At 65.9% G+C, this 15,456-nt stretch carries 13 protein-coding genes; 4 read left to right on the forward strand and 9 right to left on the reverse strand.

Annotated features, from left to right (window positions below):
* From PTT45_RS15415 to PTT45_RS15430, 4 genes are all read right to left on the reverse strand, one after another.
* The gene (locus PTT45_RS15415; protein WP_273814412.1) at positions 1–1,947 is read right to left on the reverse strand and encodes a MacB family efflux pump subunit; all 1,947 of its coding nucleotides are present in this window, start codon (positions 1,945–1,947) and stop codon (positions 1–3) included.
* 1 nt (position 1,948) lies between these two features.
* Positions 1,949–3,151, reverse strand: coding sequence for an efflux RND transporter periplasmic adaptor subunit (locus PTT45_RS15420; protein ID WP_273814414.1), 1,203 nt, complete (start codon positions 3,149–3,151; stop codon positions 1,949–1,951).
* A gap of 112 nt (positions 3,152–3,263) precedes the next feature.
* Positions 3,264–3,917: a 7-cyano-7-deazaguanine/7-aminomethyl-7-deazaguanine transporter gene (locus PTT45_RS15425; RefSeq protein ID WP_273814416.1), complete on the reverse strand. Its 654-nt coding sequence runs from the start codon at positions 3,915–3,917 to the stop codon at positions 3,264–3,266.
* A gap of 101 nt (positions 3,918–4,018) precedes the next feature.
* On the reverse strand, positions 4,019–5,209 hold the full coding sequence (locus tag PTT45_RS15430; protein WP_273814418.1) for a GGDEF domain-containing protein: 1,191 nt from the start codon (positions 5,207–5,209) through the stop codon (positions 4,019–4,021).
* A 155-nt stretch (positions 5,210–5,364) separates the two neighbouring features.
* Between PTT45_RS15430 and PTT45_RS15435 the strand changes: the two genes are divergently transcribed.
* A complete protein-coding gene (locus PTT45_RS15435; protein ID WP_273814419.1) occupies positions 5,365–6,702 on the forward strand; it encodes a DEAD/DEAH box helicase in 1,338 nt (445 codons plus the stop codon).
* Between the two features lie 45 nt (positions 6,703–6,747).
* Here the strand turns inward: PTT45_RS15435 and PTT45_RS15440 are convergent, their stop codons facing one another.
* Positions 6,748–7,725: a zinc-dependent alcohol dehydrogenase family protein gene (locus tag PTT45_RS15440; protein ID WP_273814420.1), complete on the reverse strand. Its 978-nt coding sequence runs from the start codon at positions 7,723–7,725 to the stop codon at positions 6,748–6,750.
* 146 nt (positions 7,726–7,871) lie between these two features.
* Here PTT45_RS15440 and PTT45_RS15445 point away from each other — a divergent pair, with 146 nt between their 5' ends.
* Entirely contained in the window at positions 7,872–8,597 is a 726-nt protein-coding gene (locus tag PTT45_RS15445; RefSeq protein WP_273814421.1) for a substrate-binding periplasmic protein, read from the forward strand.
* On the opposite strand, the gene PTT45_RS15450 is transcribed toward PTT45_RS15445, so the two are convergent.
* The gene (locus PTT45_RS15450; protein WP_273814422.1) at positions 8,598–9,320 is read right to left on the reverse strand and encodes an rRNA pseudouridine synthase; all 723 of its coding nucleotides are present in this window, start codon (positions 9,318–9,320) and stop codon (positions 8,598–8,600) included. It abuts the gene before it with no gap.
* A gap of 101 nt (positions 9,321–9,421) precedes the next feature.
* Between PTT45_RS15450 and PTT45_RS15455 the strand changes: the two genes are divergently transcribed.
* The gene (locus tag PTT45_RS15455; protein ID WP_273814423.1) at positions 9,422–10,561 is read left to right on the forward strand and encodes a PQQ-dependent sugar dehydrogenase; all 1,140 of its coding nucleotides are present in this window, start codon (positions 9,422–9,424) and stop codon (positions 10,559–10,561) included.
* Positions 10,562–10,717: 156 nt separating this feature from the next.
* Here PTT45_RS15455 and PTT45_RS15460 read toward each other — a convergent pair whose 3' ends face one another.
* Positions 10,718–12,922 (reverse strand): LTA synthase family protein, encoded by a 2,205-nt coding sequence (locus PTT45_RS15460; protein WP_273814426.1) that lies wholly within the window; start codon positions 12,920–12,922, stop codon positions 10,718–10,720.
* Between the two features lie 448 nt (positions 12,923–13,370).
* Here PTT45_RS15460 and PTT45_RS15465 point away from each other — a divergent pair, with 448 nt between their 5' ends.
* Positions 13,371–14,204 (forward strand): CvfB family protein, encoded by an 834-nt coding sequence (locus tag PTT45_RS15465; protein ID WP_273814428.1) that lies wholly within the window; start codon positions 13,371–13,373, stop codon positions 14,202–14,204.
* A 5-nt stretch (positions 14,205–14,209) separates the two neighbouring features.
* On the opposite strand, the gene PTT45_RS15470 is transcribed toward PTT45_RS15465, so the two are convergent.
* A complete protein-coding gene (locus PTT45_RS15470; RefSeq protein ID WP_273814429.1) occupies positions 14,210–14,983 on the reverse strand; it encodes an alpha/beta fold hydrolase in 774 nt (257 codons plus the stop codon).
* Positions 14,980–15,366, reverse strand: a complete 387-nt coding sequence (locus PTT45_RS15475; RefSeq protein WP_273814430.1) for a PaaI family thioesterase — start codon at positions 15,364–15,366, stop codon at positions 14,980–14,982. Before PTT45_RS15475 ends, PTT45_RS15470 begins: the two co-directional genes overlap by 4 nt.
* Between the last annotated feature and the right edge of the window lie 90 nt (positions 15,367–15,456).

Consider the following 15,456-nt stretch of genomic DNA (forward strand, 5'->3'; position numbering starts at 1 on the left):
TTACTCCCGGGACAGGGCGTCGACAGGGTCGAGACGGGCGGCGTTGCGGGCCGGCAGGAAGCCGAACACCAGGCCGATGACGGTGGAGCAGAGGAAGGCGGCGACGATGGAACCGGCCGAGAACACCAGGCTGAACTCGCTGGTGAAGTGGCTGAACACCGCGCCGAAGGCCAGCGCCGAGAGCACGCCGAGGGTGCCGCCGATCAGGCACACCAGCACTGCCTCGATGAGGAACTGACGCAGGATGTCGCTCTGCCGCGCGCCCACCGCCATGCGTACGCCGATCTCGCGGGTACGCTCGGTGACCGACACCAGCATGATGTTCATCACGCCGATGCCGCCGACCAGCAGCGAGATCAGGGCGATGGCCGAGATCAGCAGGGTCATGGTCTGGCTGGTCTTCTCGATGGTCTGGCGGATGGTGTCGGTGTTCATCACGAAGAAGTCCTGCACCCCGTGACGGCGCTTGAGCAGGCGGATGATGCCCTGCTCGGCGGCGTCGCTGGACACGCTGTCGTCGACCCGTACGGTGATGCTCTCCAGGTACGACTGGCCGAGCATGCGGTTCATCACCGCGGTGTAGGGCAGGTACACGCGCAGCTGGTCGCTGCCGCCGAAGTTGCTCTGGATCGGGTTGAGCACGCCGACGATGCGCACCGGCACGTTGCCCAGCAGGATCACCTCGCCGAGCGCTGGCTTGCCGGCAAACAGCTTCTTGTAGCTGTTGTCGTCGATCACCGCGTCCTGCGCCGACTCGCGCACCGCCTTGGCGTCGAACGCGCGGCCCTGGGCGAAGGTGTAGCCCTTGGCGCGGAAGAACTGCTCGCCGACGCCGCTGGTGGAGACGGTCAGCGCCTGGTCGCGGTAGCGCAGGGTGCCGGAGCTGGATACCGACGGCGTGACACTGTCGACGAAGGTCTGCCCGGCCAGCGCATCGGCGTCGGCTGGCACCAGGGTCTGGATGCGCGCCGAGCGGCGGTCGCCGAAGCCGCTGCCGGGGAAGATGTCGATGGTGTTGGTGCCGATGGCGCTGATGTTCTCCATGATCTTCTGCTGCGAGCCCTGGCCGAGCGCGACCACCGAGACCACCGAGGCGATGCCGATGATGATGCCGAGCATGGTCAGGAAGGTGCGCAGCTTGTGCGAGAACATGGCCAGCAGGGCCATGCGCAAGGCTTCGCGGAACTGGCCGAAGCTGGCGCGCAGGGCGTTGGCCTCCCGGGCCTGCGCCGGCTCCTCGAGCGCGCGCGTGTCGTCTGCAGCGTTGCGCAGGCGGCGGTCGGCGATGATCTGGCCATCGCTGATCTCGATGATGCGGTCGGCGGTTTCCGCCACCTTCATGTCGTGGGTGACGATGATCACTGTGTGCCCGGCGGCGTGCAGCTCGCGCAGCAGCTTGAGCATCTCCTCGCCGCTGTGGCTGTCCAGCGCGCCGGTGGGTTCGTCGGCGAGGATCACCTGGCCGCCGTTCATCAGCGCGCGGGCGATCGACACCCGCTGCTGCTGGCCGCCGGAAAGCTGGCTGGGGCGATGGCCCAGGCGCTCGCCCAGGCCCAGGCGCTGCAGCAGGGCTTCGGCGCGCTGGTGGCGGCTGGCCGCGTCCTTGCCGGAGTAGATCGCCGGCACTTCCACGTTGCCCACAGCGTCGAGGTCGCCGAGCAGGTGGTAGCGCTGGAAGATGAAGCCGAAGTATTCGCGGCGCAGTTCGGCCAGCTCGTCCGCATTCAGCTGCCCGGTCTCGCGGCCGGCGATGCGGTAGGTGCCGGCGCTCGGCCGGTCGAGGCAGCCGAGGATGTTCATCAGGGTCGATTTTCCCGAGCCGGAGGCGCCGATGATGGCAACCATCTCGCCCTGTTCGACGGCCAGGTCGACGTCCTTGAGTACGGCGACGGTCTGCTCGCCGGCCGGGAATTCGCGGCGCAGGCCGCGCAGTTCTAGCAGTGCCATGTCACAGCCTCATGCCCGGGCCGCGCATGCGCAGGGTGGTGCTGGAGCCGGCGGCGGCGTCGCCGAGCACGACCTTGTCGCCCAGCGCCAGGCCGTCGACGACCTGGGCATTGATCGAGTCTTCCAGGCCGGTGCGGATCTGCCGCTCCTCGACCTTGCCGCCACGGCCGAGCACCTGCACGGTGTAGCTGCCGTCGCGGTTGGCGCTGCCCAGGGCCGAGACCGGGATGCTCGGGGTATCGCTGGCGGAGTCGAGGACGATGCTGACCTCGGTGGTCATGGAAATGCGCAGCTTGCCGTCCGGGTTGGGCACGTCGAACACGCCCATGTAGTAGATGGCGGTGTCGGTGGAGGTGGTGCTGGACGACGAGCTGGAGGAGCTGTCGCTGTCGTTGATCGAATCCGGTGCCGGCTCGACCATGCGCAGGGTGGCGCTGTAGCGCTTGCCGGGCTCGCCGAGGATGGTGAAGTACACCGGCAGGCCGGGCTTGACCCGCACCACGTCGGCCTCGGAGATTTCGGCGCGTACGGTCATCTGGTCGAGCTGGGCCAGCTTGACCAGGGTCGGCGCCGACTGGGCGGAGTTCACTGTCTGGCCTTCCTTGACCACCACGCCGACCACGGTGCCGTCGATGGGCGCGGTGATCTGGGTGTAGCCGAGGTCGACCTCGGCGGTGGAGACCTGGATCTGCGCCTGCTGGATCTGCGCGTCGAGTGCGGCGACCTGGGCCTTGGCGGTGTTGAGGTCGGCCTCGGCGCTCTCGTAGTCCTCACGCGAGCTGGCGTTCTGCGCCAGCATGGTCTTCTGCCGGCTGAAGGCCAGCTGCGCCTTCTTCAGGCTGGCGGCCTGCACGGCGCGCTGCGCCTTGACATTGGCCAGTGCGGCCTTGGCATTGGCCAGGTCGTTCTGCTGGGTCAGCGAGTCGATCTCGGCGATCAGCTCGCCCTGCTTGACCTGGTCACCGAAGTCCACGTGCAGCTTGGTGATCTGCCCGGACACCTGGGCGCCGACGCTGACCTGCTTGTAGGCCTCCAGGGTGCCGGTGGCGATCACCCGCTGTTCGATGTCGGCGCCACGCACCTCGGCGGTGAGCAGGCCATTGCTGCCCTGGCCGGGTTGCAGCCAGGTCTTGAGGGCGTAGCCACCGAGCAGGACTGCGGTGACGGCGAGGGCGGGGATGAGGTAGCGCGGACGTCTGGACATCGATTTCTACAGGGCGGATTTGGATGTCCGCCACTATAGAAAGCGCTCTGCTAAGGGGGGGTAAGCGAAGTGTCAGGAATGGGTAAAGCTGCCAGGGGCAGCCGCCAAAGCCTCAGACCAGAGCGTCGCGACGACCGCCGAGCATGCGCAGCAGGGCATTCAGCAGCAGGCCGTAGAGCGGCACGAAGAGCATCAGGCTGACGGCCAGCTTGACCCCGTAATCCACCGTGGCGATCTCCACCCAGTGCTCGGCCATGAACGGGTTGTCGCTGCGCCAGAAGGCCACCGAGAAGAACGCGAAGGTGTCCAGCAGGTTGCCGATGATGGTCGAGGCGGTCGGCGCGATCCACCACTGTGGCAGCTGGCGCAGGCGGTCGAACACCTGGATGTCGAGCAACTGGCCGAGCACGTAGGCGAGGAAGCTGGCGACCGAGATGCGCAGGACGAATTCGTTGTAGTCGCCGAGCGCGGACAGGCCGCGGAAGGCGCCTTCCTGGAACAGCACCGAGACCACGTAGGAGGCAAGCAGGGCCGGGATCATCACTCGGGCGATCACCTTGCGTGCCGGCGTCTTGCCGAGCAGACGCACGGTCAGGTCGGTGGCCAGGAAGATGAACGGGAAACTGAAGGCGCCCCAGGTGGTGTGCCAGCCGAACAGGGTGATCGGCAGCTGCACCAGGTAGTTGCTGGCGATGATGATGGCGATGTGGAAAGCGATCAGCGCCGGCAGGGCGAAGCGCGGATTGGATGCGGCGAGTGGCGGCATGATGCAGACCTTTTTAGTGAATGGGGTTAGGGAACCCATGCCGGCCGGGATGGCGAGCGGCGCGCATTCTAACCTTGGAGTCAGAAATGTGCAAAAAACGATCACTCGTCTCCGGTCGACTCCATGCACACGCGGTTGCGGCCTTCCTGCTTAGCCCGGTAGAGCAGCTCGTCGCAGCCCTTGAGCAGCTGTTCGATCTCGCCCTGGGCCGGGCTGGCTAGCACGGCGCCGATGCTGATGGTGATGTGGCCGAGGCGGTCCACGCGGTGCTGGTGCGCCAGGCCCAGGCCCTCGACCTGCTGGCGCAGGCGCTCGGCGATGCGCTGCAGCTCGCTGCGCCGGCAGCCATCGAGAAGGATGGCGAACTCTTCGCCGCCATAGCGGTACAGCTTGGCCTGGCCGCTGCGCATCGCCGCCAGCATGGATTCGGCGACCTGGCGCAGGCAGGTGTCGCCGGCCTGGTGGCCGTAGTGGTCGTTGTAGGGCTTGAAGTAGTCGATATCCACCAGCAGCAGGGCGAACGGGCGGCCGCCCTGCTGCATCTGCTGCCAGCTGAGCTGCATGGCGTGGTCGAAGGCGCGGCGGTTGCCGGTCAGGGTCAGCGGGTCGGTGTGTGCCAGCTCCTGCAGCTGCAGGGTCAGGGTGGCCAGTTCGGCGCGCTGCTGGCGTTCCTCCTGGTCGGCGAGGAAGGCGCGCTTCACGCTGCGGATGTTGGTCCAGCTGATGAACAGGCTGAACAGGGCCACCGGCAGGAACACCAGGACGTAGATCAGCACCGCCTTGCTGTCGCCGCCATAGAGCAGCCAAACGTTGCCCAGGGTGATCGCCGAGATCACCAGCGAGCAGGCCAGGATGCCGCGGAACGAGTAGCGCACGCCAAGGTTGGCGAGCAGCACGAAGACCACCGAGGCGAACAGGAAACTCGCCACGTCGGGCGATTCGCTGCGTTTGAGCAGCTCGAACCAGGCGATGGTGGAGATGATGTCGTGGATCGGCATCAGCATGTCCATCAGCAGCACGCTGCGGCTGTAGCGGAACACCAGGTAGATGTTGACCAGGCCGACTAGGCTGAGGCCACCGCGCAGCAGCAGCGATTCGAGCGCCATGTCCGGGATCAGCAAGGCGTCGGCGAACACGTAGAGGTCGTAGGCGATCATCGCGATCAGGTTGATCGCCAGCAGAAAGCCACGGTAGTGATTCTTGACGTAGGCCCGGAAGGCGGGCTGTTGCTCGGCGCTGATGCGCGCGGGGCGAGGGCGGGAAGCGATCAGCAGGGAGGCTGGCAGAGACATCCAAGAACTCTGATTAAGTGGCCAAGTGCCACAGTATGGGGCTGGAGAGGCCCGCAGCCACAGCGTTTTTTGCTGTTCGACGGACTGCACCGTGCGGAGGACGCGCGCAAACGGTAACCTATGCAGCTGTTTTCGTATGTTTCGAGGTGTCTCCCGTGTTCTCCCAATTCGCCCTGCATGAACGCCTGCTCAAGGCCGTCGCCGAGCTGAACTTCACCGAGCCGACGCCGGTGCAGCTGGTGGCCATCCCGCCGGCGCTGGAAGGGCGTGACCTGCGGGTGACGGCGCAGACCGGCAGCGGCAAGACTGCGGCCTTCCTCCTGCCGTTGTTCAATCGCCTGCTCGGCGATGCCACCTCGAAGCAGCGCACCGACGTGCGCTCGCTGATCCTGCTGCCGACCCGCGAGCTGGCCCAGCAGATCCTCAAGGAAGCCGAGCGCTTCTCCCAGTTCACCTTCATCAAATCGGCGCTGGTCACCGGCGGTGAGGACTTCAAGGAACAGGCGGCCATGCTGCGCCGCCAGCCGGACCTGCTGATCGCCACCCCGGGCCGCCTGATGGAGCACCTCAACGCCGGCAGCCTGAAGCTCAATGGTGTCGAGGTGCTGGTGCTGGACGAGGCGGACCGCATGCTCGACATGGGCTTCGCCGAGGACATCGAGCGCATCACCAAGGAATGCGCCAACCGCCAGCAGACCCTGCTGTTCTCCGCCACCGGCGGCGGCAAGGTGCTGCGCGAGATGATCGCCAAGGTGCTGCGCGAGCCGGTGCACCTCAAGCTCAACAGCGTCGATCAGCTGAGCGAGACCACCATCCAGCAGATCATCACTGCCGACGACCCGGGGCACAAAGAGCGCCTGGTGCACTGGCTGCTGACCAACGAGACCTACCGCAAGGCCATCGTCTTCACCAATACCCGGGTGCAAGCCGACCGCCTGTACGGCCGTCTGGTAGCTGCGGACTACAAGGCCTTCGTGCTGCACGGCGACAAGGACCAGAAGGACCGCAAGCTGGCCATCGACCGGCTCAAGCAGGGCGGCTCCAAGGTGCTGGTGGCCACCGACGTGGCGGCCCGCGGCCTGGATATCGAGGGCCTGGACCTGGTGATCAACTTTGACATGCCGCGTTCCGGCGACGAGTACGTGCACCGCATCGGCCGTACCGGTCGCGCCGGCGCCGATGGCCTGGCGGTGTCGCTGATCTGCCACAACGACTGGAACCTGATGTCGAGCATCGAGCGCTACCTCAAGCAGCGCTTCGAACGCCGCACCATCGCGGAGTTGAAGGGCAGCTACCAGGGGCCGAAGAACGTCAAGGCATCCGGCAAGGCCGTCGGCGTGAAGAAGAAAAAGACCGACAAGAAGGACGGTGCCAAGAAGTCGGCCAGCAAGACCGCGCCCAAGCGCCGCCCGAATGCGCCCAAGCCGGCGTCTGGGCTGGTCAGCCAGGACGGCCTGGCCCCGCTGAAGCGCAAGAAGCCTTCTGCGGAGTGAAACGAAAAGGGGCCCCGAGGGGCCCCTTTTTCATGCCTGTAGCGATCAGGGCACGATCAGGATCTTGCCGTCGCGCTCGCCGCTGGCGGCCGCGGCGATCGCTTCCTTGATCTGGCTGACGTTGTAGGTCGCGGCGATGCGCGCCTTGAGCTTGCCGCTGGCGATCAGCTGGGTCAGCTCGCCGAACACCTTCATCTGCTCGGCCGGAGTGGCCTTCTGGAACCACTTGGCCAGCCAGAAGCCGCGCAGGGTCACGTCGCGGAAGACGAAGGAGGAAGCCGACACCTGGCACGGCTCGCCGCTCATCAGGCCGTAGTTCACCAGGGTGCCGCCCTCGCTCAGGCAGGCCGCGACATGGTCGGTGGCCTTGCCGCCGACTGCGTCGATGCCGAGCATCACGTTGGCGCCGCCGGTGGCTTCGCGCACGCGCTTGTGCAGGTCGGGGCCGTCGACCAGCACCACGTCGCCGCCTTCGGCCTTCAGACCGGCCACGGCCGCCTCACGGCGCACCACGTTGATGGTCTTGAAGCCGCGCAGCTTGGCCAGCTGGATCAGGTAGCCGCCGACGCCGGAGTTGGCGGCGTTCTGGATCACCCAGTTGCCCGGCTGCAGATCGACGAACTGGCTGAGCAGCAGGGAGGCGGTCGGCGGGTTGATGGTCATCATCGCCAGCTGCTGCGGATCGGCGTCCGGCAGCGGGATCAGCTTGGCGGCAGGGGCGTTCAGGTGGGTCACCCAGGTACCGCAACCGACTGGCAGCAGCACGGTCTGGCCGACCTTGACGTTACTGACGCCTTCACCCAGTTGCTCGACGCGGCCAACGCCCTCGTTGCCGCCGACGGCTGGCAGCGGTGGCAGCATGCCGTATTCGCCGGTCAGGGTGAGTACGTCGGAGGGGTTGATTGGCGCGGCCAGCACTTTGATCAGTGCCTGGCCAGCGGCCAGCGGCGGCAGTTCCAGCTTGACCGCTTCGATCACGTCCTGCGGGACCTTGCCGCGGTGTTGGTATTCGGCTTTGAGCATGGCGGTTCTCCTTGGACCACGGGCAGTTGAACGGCAGAGTCTAGCTGCAAGCGACCGTGGCGCGATGAATCGGCCGGCATACGCTTGGCTGATGGCGCCGGTTACCCGTCAGCCCCTATGCTAGGAAGACGATCAAGGGGAACCCTATGCCTGCTCGCGTGTGGCCGTGGTTGTGGCTGTTGATGGCGCCGGCCGTGATGGCGGAGCCGTTGCGCATCGGTTTCGGCACGCACAAGCCGCCCTATGTGTTCGAGGGACTGAGCCGCGGGCTGGAGTACGAGATAGTGGTTGCCGCGGTGCGAGCCACCGGCCAGGAGGTGGCGGTGCGCTATGCGCCGATGGAGCGCCTGCACCTGGCCATCACCCGCGGCGAGCTGGATGGCATCGCCACCACCAATGCCTTCAGCGGCGTCGACGCCTTCTACTCCGAGCCCTATATCCATTGCCAGAACGTCGCCCTGGCGTTGTCCACGCGGGGCTACCGCATCAACAGCATTGCCGACCTGGGGCGCTACTCCATCAGCACCTTCCAGCGCGCGCGGCACCTGCTAGGGCCCGAGTTCCAGGCCATGGCCGAGGCCAATCCGCACTACCGCGAGGAGGCGCAGCAGATCAATCGTAATCGCCTGCTCTACAGCGGTCGGGTCGATGTGGTGGTGGGTGATCCGCGGATCATGCGCTACTTCAATCGCGAGGTCGGCGAGCAGGTCGACACCGGCCAGGCGGTTACCCAGTACATGCTGTTCCCGCCAACCGCCTACAGCGTGGGCTTCCGTTTGCAGGAACAGCGTGAGCGTTTCAATCGCGGTTTGGCGGCGATCCGTGCCAGTGGCGAGTACCTGGAGATCGAGCGGCGCTACGCCGACTACTGATCAGAACTTCTCGTGGAGTCCCAGGTAGCGCCACTGGCCGGCCGGCACCTTGGCCAAGCCGGTGCGGCCGAAGCGCAGTCGGCGGATACCCAGCACCTGCAGGCCGACGCTCTCGCACATGTAGCGCAGCTGACCCGGTTGCACCGCCTTGATGGCGAAGCGCAGGCGCGTCTCGCTCTGCCAGCTGACCTTGCATGGCGGGATGGTCACGCCCTTGTAGCTGAGGCCGAAGGACAGGCGCTTGAGGCCCTTTTCATCGAGGCTGCCGGCCACGTCCACCAGGTACTCCTGCTCCAGTTCAGCGCCCTTTTCCTTGAACAGACGCTGCACCGCGTGGCTCTGGCTGAACACCAGCAGGCCGCTGGCGTCGGTTTCCAGCGGGGTGAGCAGCTCCAGGCGGCGCAGATGGCGGTGCAGCGGGCGGATGCCACTGGCGTCTTCGCTCCAGTGGTGGTCGTGGCTGAGCAGTTGCTGGGTGGAGTTGGCGCCCATGCCGCAACCCAGGCCGACCGGCTTGTGCAGCAGCAGGGTGATCGGCGGCTGGGTCTCGGCCTTGGCGCCGGGCAGCAGCACGATCTGCTCGTTCGAGACCGGGTGCTGCGGCTCTTCGATCACCTGGCCGTCCACCGTGACCCAGCCCCCCTCGATATACAGCTCGGCCTCGCGCCGCGAGCAGGAGGTGAGCTGGATCAGGCGCTTGGAAAGGCGTTCGGCTTCGGTCATGGCGGCGAGTGTCACATCAGGAAATGAAAGGCATTGTACCCGGCCTGGGGCGGATGCCGGGATTGCGCTACAAGAGTAGCCAGCGAAAAAGGAGGACTGGCATGAGACAGATACTGGCATCCCTGAGCGCGAGCGCGTTGCTGGCGTTGGCACCGCTTGCCGAGGCTGACGCCGAGCGCAGCGAGCTTGGCGAACTGCAGCTGACCGAGGTGGCTGGCGGCCTGGAGCATCCCTGGGCTGTGGCGTTCCTGCCACAGGGGCAGGGCAGCCTGATCACCGAGCGGCCGGGGCGGCTGCGCTGGCTGAATGATCAGGGGCAGCTGAGTGCGCCGCTGGGCGGCGTGCCGGCGGTGTATGCGCGGGGCCAGGGCGGGCTGCTCGACGTGGTGTTGTCGCCGGGCTTCGCCACGGATCGATTGGTCTACCTCAGCTACGCCGAGGCCGATGCGGAGGGCGAGCGGGCTGGTACCGCCGTGGGCTACGGCCGCCTGAAGGAGGACATGAGCGGCCTGGAGAACTTCCAGGTGATCTTCCGCCAGCAGCCCAAGCTGTCCGAGGGCATCCATTTCGGCTCGCGGCTGGCCTTTGATCGCCAAGGGCAGCTGTTCGTCACGCTGGGCGAGAACAACCAGCGCGCCACCGCGCAGGAGCTGGACAAGCTGCAGGGCAAGCTGGTGCGGCTGCTGCCGGGTGGTGGCGTACCGCCGGACAACCCTTTCATCGGCCGCGAGGGCGTGCGTCCGGAAATCTGGTCCTATGGCCATCGCAACCCCCAGGGCTTGGCGCTCAATCCCTGGAGCGGCGATCTCTGGCTGCATGAGCACGGCCCGCGCGGTGGCGACGAGATCAATATCCCGCGCCAGGGCTTGAACTACGGCTGGCCCAAGGCGACCCACGGGGTCAATTACAGCTTCCTGCCGATCCCCGAGGCGGAAGGCGAGCAGGTAGCCGGCACCGAGGCGCCGCACCATGTGTGGGAGAAGTCGCCGGCGATTTCCGGCATGGCCTTCTACTCAGCCGAGCGCTTCCCGACCTGGCAGAACAGCCTGTTCATCGGCGCGCTGGCTGATCAGTCGCTGATTCGCCTGCGGCTGGACGGCGATCAGGTGGTGCATGAGGAGCGCCTACTGAAAGGCAAGGACTGGCGCATCCGCGACGTGCGCCAGGGCCCCGATGGTTATCTGTACCTGCTGACCGATGCGGCGGACGGCAAGCTGATCCGCCTGGGTTTGATCAAGTAGGGCGGCGGCCTGCTTAGAACCTGTCTCGGATCTCTTGATCGTCGGCCATGCCGCGTTGAAATTGGCTCGGGCTTGCTAATTTACAGCACGTAAACTCCGCGCCCTCGCCCAATTTCGCCTTGCCTGGCTCTAGCTCAAAAGATCCGCAACAGGCTCTTAGTGGGCCGCAGCCTCCATCGCCGAATCGACTTCCTGGTTGGCCACCAGCTCCGGCGGCAATGGCTCGGTGACCACGCTGAAGTCGCTGATGCGGATGGCGCCACGGCCTTCGCCGAGCAGGTGGAAGGAGAAGGCTTTGCGCGTCTCCGGGTTGTCGAAGTCGAAGCTCAGCTCGACGCTCTCGCCACGTTTGAGCGCCGGCAGCGTCGGGATGGGCAGTTCGTTGTTGCGGTCGAACTCCTTGGTCAGCAGGCGCAGCGCAGCGCCGTTGCGGTCCAGGCGCACGGCCTCGATCTTCAGGGTCACGCGGGTGCGGGTGCCCTTGGGCATTTCCAGGTACTGGGCGCCGATCAGGTTGTCCGCCCAGTCGTCACGCGATTCGGGCTTGAGGTCGATGCGCTCGCGGTTGGCGAACTGGTAGCGCTGACCGATCTGCCCGCCGGTGATGGACTGGTCGAGGAGGGCGGCACGCTGGCTGACCAGGCGCGCCTGGCGCCCGCTGACGCGGCCCAGGTACTTGGCATGGTCGGCGATGAAGCCGCTGCTCTCGTAACGACGGCAGACCTGTTGGAAGTTGCACTCGGTGAACACCTTGCCGTCGTGCTGGCGCAGCAGGCCGTTGGTGTAGGACATGATCTCGCGCGGCGTGCTGTAGTCACGGAACAGCGAGCGGCCGGCGATGTTGTCGGGTACCGGCAGGTCGAAGTAGTCGAGCACCGAGGCGGTCAGGTCGACGTGGCCGTACACGCCCGACTTCACCTTGGGCAGCTTGTCGGCATCCGGCGACAGCACCAGGTTGAAGCCCCAGGCCGAGGCCAGACGCACGTTCTCCAGACCGTGGGATTCATCCGAGGTGACGATCACCAGGGTGTCCTTGAGCACGCCCTGTTTTTCCAGGCCCTTGAGGAAGTCGGCCACCGCGTCGTCCAGGTAGCCGATGGCAGCCTGCTTGGCGGTGGGGTAGCGCTCCAGGTATTCCTTGGGCGCGGAGTAGGGCTGGTGGGTACCGACGGTGAGCAGGGTGAGCATCCACGGCTGCCTGTCCTGGCGCAGCTGCTTGACGTACTTCAGCGCACCCTCGAAGTAGGCCTTGTCGTCCATGCCCCAGGGGAATTCCAGGTACGGCTTGTTCTTGAACCAGTCGCGGCCATTGGTCTTCTCGAAGCCCATGTGCGGCATGATCTGGTCCTTGGCCATGAAGCGCAGCCCGGCGCCCTGCAGGAAGTGGGTGCGGAAGCCCATGGCGCGCAGCTGGTTGGGCAGGCATTGCTGGTTGCGGGTCTGGCTGTTGAGCAGCTCGACGCCCTTGGGCGTGCCGGAATCCAGCTTGCTGTAGTCGCCACAGAGCATGGCGTACAGGCCGCGGATGGTCTGGTGGCTGTGCAGCACATAGTCCGGGGTGGTCATGCTGCGCTCGGCCCATTCGCTCAGGCGCGGCATCAGGTCTTCTTCGTAATGGCTGCCGATCAGCTGGCGATTCTTGGCGATATAGGCGCCGGGAATGCCTTCCAGGGTGACGATCAGCACGTTGCGCGCCTTGCCGCCGCCGGGCAGCAGTGGCGTGCCGGACAGGTCCAGCTTGGTCAGGCCATCGATATCCGGCGGCAGGCCGGACTCGTCACTGGCGTACCAGCGGTCTTCGAGGGCGACGCGGGCGCGGCTGACGCCCTCGGCCAGCACCTTGTGCGGCAGGTTGAACAGGCGCCACTGGTCTTCCTCGCTGGGCTCGACGTACTGGTCGACAGCATGGCCGAGCAGCAGGGCGACCGGCAGTACGTAGGCGTAGCGGGGAATCTTCGGCCCCTGACGGCGACCGAGCAGCAGGCAGGCCAGCACGGCGATGACCAGCGCGCCGGCCATCAGCGGGTAACGGATGCCACTGCCCTGGGTGGACTGGCTGACGAATTGCGGGTCGGTGAGGTACTTGATGTCGCTGGGCTCGGGCATGCGCCCCACGGCATTGATCAGTTCGGCGTTGCTCAGCAGCAACAGCGCCCAGGCGGCGGCCAGCGGCGCGGCCAGCAGGGGGCGGCGATAGCACAGCAGCAGGAGCAGCCCGCCGATGCCCAGGTCTGAGACATAGCCTGGCCAGCTCGACCAGCCCAGCCAGTAGCGGCAGGCAATGGGCAGCAGGAGGAACAGCGAGCCGAGGGCCAGAAGGGACGCGGCAGGATACGGCAGCCAGCGACTAGGACGGTGCACAGGAGCTCCTGAGATAAGGCAGCGAGAGTCCGTGTCATTCAGACAGATGGGCGGGGCCGAAGTTTTGCGGCCTGCCATGATTTTGAAACAAGCTCGTGATAAGCGCTAGCCACTGCTGTATCAGCATGCTGCTGAGGGTGACGTGCGGTAAGGGTCTGTTAACGCTTCGGCGCAAGCCGCGTTGCTGCGAAAAATCTCGCCAGGATAGGCGTGGGACGCAGGCAATGGTCATTCCCTTGGCAAGTCCCACAACAACGCATGGCGAGATTTTCCGCGCAACCCGCAGGGACGGGCCCATTTTTGTGCGGGGCGTTGTTACTCGATGGCTCATTTGGAATGCCAAATTTCGCATCTCGCGCCTAGCTCCGCGCAAAAATAGGCGCCGTCGCGGTCGCGGCGAAGCGCTAACAGACCCTAAAATGTCGAACTTTTGCTTCGGGTGATGACCATGGCTCTGATCGGGCGCTTCAACTCTCTGCAGGTGGCCAAGCTGGCCGACTTCGGCCTCTTTCTCGACGGCGGCGCCGACGGCGAGATTCTCCTACCCAAGCGCTACATCCCCAAGGGTGAGCCCTGCGAGGTGGGCGACTGGCTCAACGTGTTCATCTACCTGGACAGCGAGGATCGCCTGATCGCCACCACCGAGAAGCCCAAACTGCAGGTCGGTGGCTTCGCCAGCCTCAAGGTGGTGGATATCAATCGCATCGGTCTGTTCTTCGACTGGGGCCTGTCCAAGGACCTGCTGATGCCGCACTCCGAGGAGAAGCGCCCGCTGCAGGTCGGCGATTACTGCGTGGTGCACGCCTACCTCGACCGCAGCCGGCGCATTACCGCCACTGCGCGCCTGGACCGGTACCTGGACAAGACCCCACCGAACTACCAGGTCGGTCAGGAAGTCGACCTGCTGGTGGTGGAGCAGACCGACCTGGGCTTCAAGGCCATCATCAACGGCCAGCACTGGGGCCTGATCCACAAGAACGAGGTGTTCAAGTTCCTGCGTGGCGGCTCCCAGGAGAAGGGCTTCATCAAGGAGCTGCGCGCCGATGGCAAGATCAGCCTGAGCCTGCAGCAGGTTGGTCAGCAGGCCCGCGACGATCTGTCCGAGCAGATACTCACCGCACTGCGTGACGCCGGCGGCAGCCTGGCGCTGTCCGACAAGAGCTCGCCCGAGGCCATCAGCAAGATCTTCAGCGTCAGCAAGGGTAACTTCAAGAAGGCCATCGGCGGGCTGTTCAAGCAGGGCCTGATCCGCATCCACGACGACCGCATCGAGCTGGTCTGAGTCTTTTAGCGGCTGAGGAAGCGGGCCACCGCCTGCAGCACCTGTTCCGGGCGCTCGCGCTGCGGAACATGGCCGCAGCCGGGCAGGATCAGCATTTGCGTGGGGCCTGCCGCCAGTGCGGCGAAGCGTTCGGGGTGTAGCCGCGAGCCGTACTCGTCGTGCTCGCCATGGATCGCCAGCAGCGGGCAGCGCACTTTCGCCAGCGTCTCGTCCAGGCTCCAGCCACGAAACTCGTCCGCCAGCCAGGTATCGACCCAGGCATCCAGCACCCAGGCTGCCTTGTCGCCGTGATAGCGCTGCAGCCGCTCCAGTTGCCCCGGCTGGGCGAAGGTCCGAGCGGCGGTACGTATCCCCGCCAGGGTGCATGGCTCGACCAGGGTTTGCGCCGCCAGCGTGATCAGGGCCTGGCAGCGTTGCGGCAAGGCGGCTGCGCATTCGCTGGCCATAGCGCCACCGACGCTGTGGCCGAGGGCGACGAAGCGTTCCAGGGCGAAGTGCTGGCAGACCGCGGCGAAGCCATGCCGCGCCTCGGCGGCAATGAAGTCGAAGCCCAGTTGCCCAGGGTGCCTGCCGGAGCGGCCAAAGCCCAGGCGGTCGTAGGCGATCACCGTGCGGCTCGTGGCTTGTGCCAGGCGCTCGGGGAAGTCTCTCCATAGCTCAATGCAGCCCAGCGAGTCGTGCAGCAGTATCAGCGGGGCACTCTGTGGCGCGCCTTCGGGCTGCCAGCGGCGGGCGAACAGGCGGCCGCCAGGGCTGTCGATCCAGCTGTCCTCGCTCATGGTTGCGGCAACCGGTAGGCCGAGGCGCTGATCAGAGCGACCCGGTTGCCCGGCGCATCGTTGACGCTGATCTGGTAATGGGCGAGGCGGCCCGAGGCGCCGACCAGTTCGGCGTGCGCGATCAGTTCGTCGCCGCTGGCGCGGTTGAGGTAGCGGATGTCGGCCTGCAGGCCGATGTAGCTGGCTTCGCTGGCATTGCAGGCACAGGCGAAGACGATGTCGGCCAGGGCGAAGATCACCGCGCCGTGGGGTGTGCCCAGGCCGTTGCGGTGCTGCGGAAGGATGCGCAGGCGGCAGCGGGCGCCGCTGAAGCTGCTGTCCAGATGCTCCACCTCCAGCCATTGGGCGAAGTGGTCGTTTTTGGCGTAAGAGGATGTCTGCATGTCGTTGCTGTCCGTGCTGCTGGTGTCGCCAATCCTAGTGATACGCCAGCAGCAGGAGCATCGCCGATCGGGTTAATCTGTAGTCCGATC

The organism is Pseudomonas sp. Gutcm_11s (genome assembly GCF_028649395.1).
GTDB lineage: Bacteria > Pseudomonadota > Gammaproteobacteria > Pseudomonadales > Pseudomonadaceae > Aquipseudomonas.

Bases quoted from the DNA above. Each gene is read 5' to 3' on its own strand.
- PTT45_RS15440 (WP_273814420.1), bottom strand. From the start codon at position 7,725: ATGCTCAAAGCCGAATACCAACACCGCGGCAAGGTCCCGCAGGACGTG.
- PTT45_RS15420 (WP_273814414.1), bottom strand. From the start codon at position 3,151: ATGTCCAGACGTCCGCGCTACCTCATCCCCGCCCTCGCCGTCACCGCA.
- PTT45_RS15455 (WP_273814423.1), top strand. From the start codon at position 9,422: ATGAGACAGATACTGGCATCCCTGAGCGCGAGCGCGTTGCTGGCGTTG.
- PTT45_RS15475 (WP_273814430.1), bottom strand. From the start codon at position 15,366: ATGCAGACATCCTCTTACGCCAAAAACGACCACTTCGCCCAATGGCTG.
- PTT45_RS15465 (WP_273814428.1), top strand. From the start codon at position 13,371: ATGGCTCTGATCGGGCGCTTCAACTCTCTGCAGGTGGCCAAGCTGGCC.
- PTT45_RS15430 (WP_273814418.1), bottom strand. From the start codon at position 5,209: ATGTCTCTGCCAGCCTCCCTGCTGATCGCTTCCCGCCCTCGCCCCGCG.
- PTT45_RS15445 (WP_273814421.1), top strand. From the start codon at position 7,872: ATGCCTGCTCGCGTGTGGCCGTGGTTGTGGCTGTTGATGGCGCCGGCC.
- PTT45_RS15450 (WP_273814422.1), bottom strand. From the start codon at position 9,320: ATGACCGAAGCCGAACGCCTTTCCAAGCGCCTGATCCAGCTCACCTCC.
- PTT45_RS15470 (WP_273814429.1), bottom strand. From the start codon at position 14,983: ATGAGCGAGGACAGCTGGATCGACAGCCCTGGCGGCCGCCTGTTCGCC.
- PTT45_RS15415 (WP_273814412.1), bottom strand. From the start codon at position 1,947: ATGGCACTGCTAGAACTGCGCGGCCTGCGCCGCGAATTCCCGGCCGGC.
- PTT45_RS15425 (WP_273814416.1), bottom strand. From the start codon at position 3,917: ATGCCGCCACTCGCCGCATCCAATCCGCGCTTCGCCCTGCCGGCGCTG.